13 protein-coding genes are annotated in these 6,178 nt (G+C 48.9%); 1 reads left to right on the top strand and 12 read right to left on the bottom strand.

Features of this window, described 5'->3' with window-relative positions; genetic code table 11:
• Positions 1-22: 22 nt before the first annotated feature.
• From U9P07_00540 to U9P07_00495, 10 genes are all read right to left on the bottom strand, one after another.
• Positions 23-229: a hypothetical protein gene (locus tag U9P07_00540; GenBank protein ID MEA2107897.1), complete on the bottom strand. Its 207-nt coding sequence runs from the start codon at positions 227-229 to the stop codon at positions 23-25.
• A 34-nt stretch (positions 230-263) separates the two neighbouring features.
• A complete protein-coding gene (locus U9P07_00535; protein MEA2107896.1) occupies positions 264-578 on the bottom strand; it encodes a DUF2845 domain-containing protein in 315 nt (104 codons plus the stop codon).
• Positions 575-769 carry a hypothetical protein gene (locus U9P07_00530; GenBank protein ID MEA2107895.1) on the bottom strand — a complete coding sequence of 65 codons (195 nt, stop codon included), beginning with the start codon at positions 767-769 and terminating at the stop codon, positions 575-577. Before U9P07_00530 ends, U9P07_00535 begins: the two co-directional genes overlap by 4 nt.
• Complete coding sequence (locus U9P07_00525; protein ID MEA2107894.1) at positions 762-965, bottom strand: hypothetical protein; 204 nt, start codon at positions 963-965, stop codon at positions 762-764. Before U9P07_00525 ends, U9P07_00530 begins: the two co-directional genes overlap by 8 nt.
• 27 nt (positions 966-992) lie before the next feature.
• A complete protein-coding gene (locus U9P07_00520) occupies positions 993-1,220 on the bottom strand; it encodes a hypothetical protein (protein ID MEA2107893.1) in 228 nt (75 codons plus the stop codon).
• Between the two features lie 26 nt (positions 1,221-1,246).
• Positions 1,247-1,423, bottom strand: coding sequence for a hypothetical protein (locus U9P07_00515; GenBank protein ID MEA2107892.1), 177 nt, complete (start codon positions 1,421-1,423; stop codon positions 1,247-1,249).
• 2 nt (positions 1,424-1,425) lie between these two features.
• On the bottom strand, positions 1,426-1,608 hold the full coding sequence (locus tag U9P07_00510) for a hypothetical protein (GenBank protein MEA2107891.1): 183 nt from the start codon (positions 1,606-1,608) through the stop codon (positions 1,426-1,428).
• A gap of 11 nt (positions 1,609-1,619) precedes the next feature.
• Positions 1,620-1,790: a hypothetical protein gene (locus U9P07_00505; protein MEA2107890.1), complete on the bottom strand. Its 171-nt coding sequence runs from the start codon at positions 1,788-1,790 to the stop codon at positions 1,620-1,622.
• A gap of 166 nt (positions 1,791-1,956) precedes the next feature.
• Entirely contained in the window at positions 1,957-2,217 is a 261-nt protein-coding gene (locus U9P07_00500) for a helix-turn-helix domain-containing protein (protein MEA2107889.1), read from the bottom strand.
• Between the two features lie 41 nt (positions 2,218-2,258).
• Entirely contained in the window at positions 2,259-4,055 is a 1,797-nt protein-coding gene (locus U9P07_00495; GenBank protein ID MEA2107888.1) for a terminase gpA endonuclease subunit, read from the bottom strand.
• 142 nt (positions 4,056-4,197) lie between these two features.
• Between U9P07_00495 and U9P07_00490 the strand changes: the two genes are divergently transcribed.
• A complete protein-coding gene (locus tag U9P07_00490) occupies positions 4,198-4,821 on the top strand; it encodes an NYN domain-containing protein (GenBank protein MEA2107887.1) in 624 nt (207 codons plus the stop codon).
• A 9-nt stretch (positions 4,822-4,830) separates the two neighbouring features.
• On the opposite strand, the gene U9P07_00485 is transcribed toward U9P07_00490, so the two are convergent.
• Together U9P07_00485 and U9P07_00480 are read right to left on the bottom strand one after the other, a co-directional pair.
• Positions 4,831-5,550, bottom strand: a complete 720-nt coding sequence (locus tag U9P07_00485; protein MEA2107886.1) for a hypothetical protein — start codon at positions 5,548-5,550, stop codon at positions 4,831-4,833.
• On the bottom strand, positions 5,534-6,178 hold a 645-nt coding region (locus U9P07_00480), incomplete at its 5' end, for a site-specific DNA-methyltransferase (protein MEA2107885.1). The genes U9P07_00480 and U9P07_00485, both read right to left, overlap by 17 nt.

Genomic DNA, 6,178 nt, shown 5'->3' with positions numbered 1-6,178 from the left:
AGTATTAATATTAAACCAACTATCAGGAAACCCCCCATTCCTTTTTCGCTTGGGCAAAACCAACCCATTTACCTGTGCTGCCAAAACCTCGGGAAGCCAGAACTTTACAGGCGACTTTCTGGGCGTTGACTTCACCGGTAGCAATTTCCATCAGCAACTCATGTTCGATAGCCTGAAAGACATATCTCGGATTGAGAGCATCAGATTCGTAAGTTTTATTCTCCCCCATTTTCTTCTCCTTGAAAGGTATTGATTTACGATATCTACTTTTGTTCCCCCAGCCACTTGATCTCCTGTGCCCGGCCATCACCATCAAATTCCAGCAGATACATCTGCTTATGACCGTATTTTTCGATAATATACAGCCACTCTTCGACGATGCGGTATTCCCCCACATGCTTGTTGTCGACGCCAACAATCTCCCGGGAAGCCGGCTGTCCGCAAGCGGCCAGTATCTCGTATTTGTGATCGCCGGTAGTTACAATCTTCGAACCACAATGCATCCCCTGAGCTGCCGCCACCTGAGCAGTTAACCACAGAACAACGGTCACCGCCGCCACTACCATGATTTTTTTCATTTCCTCTCTCCTTTTCCGAATTTGTTATCTTTCAAATCGTAATAACTTCTCAACGCCTCCTCGATCAGGCGGCCACCGTTTTTACGTGACCGCAGCCAGGTGACAATATCGCGAGGCAGGCGACAATTATAATGAATTCTGGTAATCCCCCGAGGACGTCCCGGCCCCCGGGTTTTTCGTCCTTTATTCATCTGCTGCACCAGCCAATACCGCAGCCAGCTTGCTTTGAGCTCCCTGCCCGTTCCAAAGACATGGACCTTTCCCTTGCCTTCTTTCTTGATCCCATCGCAGTTTTATTTCTTTGTTTGTCCATCCTTTAGCATGGAGATAAGAGTAATCATCGGCATTATAGTTGGTGTGACGAAGAATATATTTTGGTACACTCATTTTTTTCCTCCTGTTTTTCATTATTCATCATAACCAACCTCCCCTAGTTGGCGAGGGCCACCAAGCCCTCGCGATGCATGGTTGTGGTTTCAGAGCCATTTCCGGCCGCACTTGGGAACGATCCAGCGCCAACGGGGTGCCGGCATCCAACAAGTCCGCAGTCCTGGCGATGACCACGTCGCCAAGGTCGCGTTCCACCCTGATGCGCAAACTGGAAGAACGAAAACCTTTGAGTCCGAAAGCAACAGCGTACATAGCACCCTCCTTTCTTTTGCCGCCTCTCATCGGCAAAGCGCCAATATGACAGCAGCCATACCACCAAGATATTCGCTCTTGCGAAACATGATCTCGTCAATAGCATTGGAACTATCTACGGAATCAGGAATATCCTGAAGATCGTCCATATGCGGCATCAACTCTGCAGCCTTTTCCTTGAATTTCATAGCTATTGTTTTCATCTTTACACCCCATGAATTTTTGCAGCAGCATCAAAACCAACCCACTCGCCATCCTTGCCCAGGCCACGATTGGCCATTTCCTGGCGGGCCAGCATTTCAAGATCGATTTCCCCGTTTAAAGCTTTTACCAGTAATTCAGTGCATATCGTCTGGAACATGTATTCGGGATTTAATTCGTCACTCATTTTCCTCCCCCTTACAAAATCTTCTGCAACAATTTCTGCGCCTTCGTTCCAGGATAATGATGTCCCATTTCCCATTCTTTTACTGTCCGCGGGGAAACTCCAAGAGCAACCCCCATGGCAGCTCTATTCCAGCCCATTATATAACGTACTTCTTTGATTCCATGTGGCGTCAACTTTATCATTTTCCCCTCCGTTTTTTTTGTTTCAAGCTATACTCATGTTCTTAACTAACCGTCTCTTATTTGTCAACACTTTTATTCATAAATTATTGATTTTATTGGTTTTTATTAAAAAAATAGCCCGCACAAAAGGCGGACTGTTTTTTTACCTCAAACAGGGATGTACCTATCACCGCTGCCAGAATTCAGGCTCGATGGTAATCGAATCCAGATACTTTTCCAGGGACACAGCAGTAATTCGAATCCCCCGGCGGCCGGGATTTTCACTGGCTGCCAGGAGTTTTCCATCACGGACCAGATCAAAGATTTTTCGTTCGGAGCAGCCAAGGACAACGGCCACCTCGGTTGGGGTATAGAGCATCACTTTCATGATGTGCTGGCGTTTTATGTGATTGATTTCAGCCACGGTAACCCTGCTTTTTACGGTCATACTTCCACCCCTTTACTTATAACCCGCCGGCGGCGGTTAGATTACTGCCCAGGTTTCAACCAGAATTTAATCCCCATTACATCGGCACAAGCCAGGGAGTAATAGCCAATATCCCAAAAATGGTTGGGACGGTTTCTGGGACACAGCCAGAGCCCACGCTCATCCCGATATTCAGCACACATCTGCCGGGCATATTCCTCGGTTGATTCAGAGTGAAGATGCCAAGCTCCAGGATCTGCGGAAGAAATCTCCAGCTTGCCAGCCAATTGATCTTTGTAATACGTTGAGTGGAGATTGTAGAGCTTCAGACCGCCGGGAATGGCCTTGTTGCTGCCGGGATAGGTATCGATGGTTGACACCCGCCAGGGAGAGCTCTGGCGCTGCTGGCCTTTGATGGGTTTGATGATCGGATTGCGCCGACAGAGTTCATAGACCTCCCAAGTGCGACTATGACGGGCCTTCTGGTCCCGGGTACCACCGGAATCGATCAAGCCGGCAATAATGGAATGGGACGTGCCATCCGGAGAGAGATATTCCGTCCGGTAGAGAAGCTGCTCCAAGGCGGCATCTGTTTCAACAAAGCCCTCCCGGATCTGCCAGCTTTCAAGATCGACGCCGTAACCCCAGGCTCTGATTTCATAAAAATACCCATTCTGCTGGGTGTCAATAGAAATGGTCAAACAGGATATTTCGGCAGAAGGTACCAGACCCCGGGGGCGATCGTCACGAAGTGCCAGGATCCGGTCTTCGTCGCGTTCGACGGCAAACTCCTCATAGGGCTCGGCCAGGTAATCGTTGTAGAAATCGATCATCTTGACTGGATCACCTTGGGAACGCAGGTAAGCAGCGGCAATCTCCGTCAGGCTGATATCAAGGCAGATCCAGCCGGGAATGTGAAAACCTACCTTCTCCGGCCTTTTCAGCCGACCACCGGAAATCACCATCCAGCGGCCGTTAACGACGGCCTTTTCTCGCAGGCGGTCATCCCATTGAACATGGCATTCAGGGCATTCATAGGTGGCTGTTTTTTCAATTTCCAGCTCCTGGGCTTTTTTGCCTTCCGGCCAGCGGAGGCCATCAATCTTCATGATATGATAGCTGCTGCATTCGGGACACTGTACCTCATAGGCCCAGGTCTGGTGGCATTTCTGCATGGCCTGCCAGATGAAACCGCTTTCCCTGGTCGGCGTACTGACCTTGAACCGTTTGCAGGTTTTGGAGAAAATCCGGTTTCTTTTCTCGCCTAAAGTAACGGGATCAGTTTCCTTGCTGACGGTGGGCGGATATTTGTCGACCTCGTCAAAAAAGAGATATTTGATCGGAAAAGAGGCCAGGGCGGTGGCTGAATTGGCCCAGGCGGTGTAAATGATGGTACCATTTTTCAGCTTGATTCTGGATCTTGCCGTATCATCAGGATTGCTGCTTTTTAGCTTCTTCAACCTTGAAGATTGCTCAATCATCGGAATGATGCGATCCGTTGCCGATTTATCAATGGCGTTCTTGCTCGGCATGATAAACATGACCGGGCCTGGATGCTGATCAATAGACCAGGCAAAGCAGTTGTACATGGCATTGGTTTTTCCCGATTGAGCCACGGCACAAACCACCACTTCACGAACATAGGACATGCCGTAGGTATCCATGATTTTGGTGAGATAGGGCGTAATATCATTGCGCCAACGGCCCTGGTGGGAGCCCATGGTCACCTCCCGGTACTTTTCCGCCCACTGGCTGGGAGTAAGGCGCTCACGCCGGCGCCAGATATCCAGCTCACCCTGGTACCAGTAGATGGGAGCAAAGAGAGAAAATTGGTTACTGCTTTGATCGACACCTGTCATTTTATACCGAAAATCTTAGTTTTTTTGTTGACAATTCATTTTTTATTGACTAGGAATAATATCAACTAACTACCCCTATGGTTTCGACCTAGGGTGCGGGGCTGCATTAGCAGCCCCTGCTTTTTTTGGGAAACAATCCTACATGAGAACATCTGTCTATATAGATGGGTTCAACCTCTATTATCGAGCATTAAAAGGTACACCATACAAATGGCTTGATCTGAAAAAGCTTGCATCAAACCTTCTTCAGCCACAACATCAAATCACAAACATTAAATATTTTACCGCCATAGTTTCAGGTCGAATCGATCCCCACCAACCAAACAGGCAAAAAACATACATCAGAGCATTAGAAAAATTCATTCCTGAGTTTTCAGTACATTATGGACATTTTCTAAGTCATGAAGTTTTTATGCCTGAGGCCCCAATATCGTCACCAGTATCCTTTGCCAAAGTTTATAAAACTGAAGAAAAAGGCTCCGATGTAAATTTGGCAATACACCTATTGAATGATGCTTGGCTTAACAAATATGATTGTGCCGTCATTATTTCTAATGATAGCGACCTTGCAGAAGCTCTCAGGCTGGTTAGAAGTCAAAACGGCAAAACCATAGGGCTGTTATCCCCTCTCATCAAGGGACATCCATCAAGAGAACTGCAAAAATATGCCCATTTTGTAAAACGCATCCGCATGGGTGTTCTTAAACACTCTCAATTGCCTCCCACCATACCAAACACAACCATTTACAAACCAAACAATTGGTAGCTGCACCCATCACAACTGGTCCATCTCTTCCAGAACGACCGGCATAGAATTCGTTCTCATTGGCCTTGAATAACGGTCCAGCCATTCCTCCACCTGCTCGATGCCAAATTCCACCAGGTCAGGGACATAAGCGTGGTCACCGCCGACTATATCAATAACCTCCACTGACTTGGACCGCCAGAAATTCTGCAGATCATCCTTGAGGAAGGCCGCCCGGGCTGCCAGTTCCTGCTCCACTTGAGAGCGGTCGATATACAGGCCCCGGACCACTTTGGTTTTGATCTCCAGGTGTTCGGCCTGGGCCTGCTCTTTACGTAAAGTGGCTTCCATCTTTTCACGCTGGAGCCCGGACTGGTCATCGTCGTCAGTGGTGAGGTGTTCAGCGATGTAGCGGTCAACATCCTTCCGGGAAAAACCGCCAGTGGGTTGGCTTTTCAGCTTGCCGGCATTCTTGTGGTTGTCTACGGTCTGGCGGGTTACCCGGCAGCCCTGGGAGAGGATGTAGCGGTGAACCTCGGCAATGGTGTCAAAGACTTGGGCTTCGGGGTTTTGATCTTCTTTCTGCCGGCGCTCAAATTCATGCAGCGCTTTCTCCGCTTCACGAAAAGCCCGCAAGTTTTCAGCCGTGGGGTTTTCAGCCACCCGGCGCATGGCTTTCACCTTGGCTGTCTGCAGGATTTTTTCTTCCTGGGCAAAAAACTCTTTTAATTTATCACTGAGCTCGGTCATAGCCTCGACCATACTGGACCAGCGTGTTATAAGAACTACCCTCTTCTGCCAGGAAGGCTTCTTTACCGGTAAAATCCTGCCAGCGTTTGACAATCACATCACAAAACTTTTCGTCGAGCTCCACCTGGCGGGCTTGCCGGCCGATCTTTTCACAGGCAATGAGTGTGGAACCGGAGCCGCCAAAGGGATCCAGGACCAGCTCACCTGACTTGGAACTGTTCAAAAGCAGCCGTTCGATGAGGGCCACCGGCTTCATGGTGGGATGGAGATCGTTCTTGGTGGGAACTTCCACCCGGACAACAGAGGATTCAGCTTCAGTCACCAGGATGTTGTCCCCGGTAAGCAAATAAGAAACATCGCCAAGCTGGAGCTGGTAGGTATCGTCATCCACTTTTGAGATCATCTCCTCATTGAGCAGCTCCTGGATGGTAGTTTTCTTGCGATCCCCAAACCAACGATGGGCAGCAGTGGGCTTCCAGCCATAAAGAATCGGCTCATGCTGCCAGTGGTAGTCAGCCCGGCTGATGATCAACCGGTTTTTACGCCAGATAAGGCAAGAAGATAATTTAAACCCGGCATCCAGAAACGCCTGGCGGAAGGTCAGACCAAGTTCACCGGCATCGGCATG

Source organism: Pseudomonadota bacterium (assembly GCA_034660915.1).
Taxonomy (GTDB): Bacteria; Desulfobacterota; Anaeroferrophillalia; order Anaeroferrophillales; family Anaeroferrophillaceae; genus DQWO01.
Note: the sequence above shows the minus strand (reverse complement) of the source record. Positions and strands in the feature narration are given on the sequence as shown.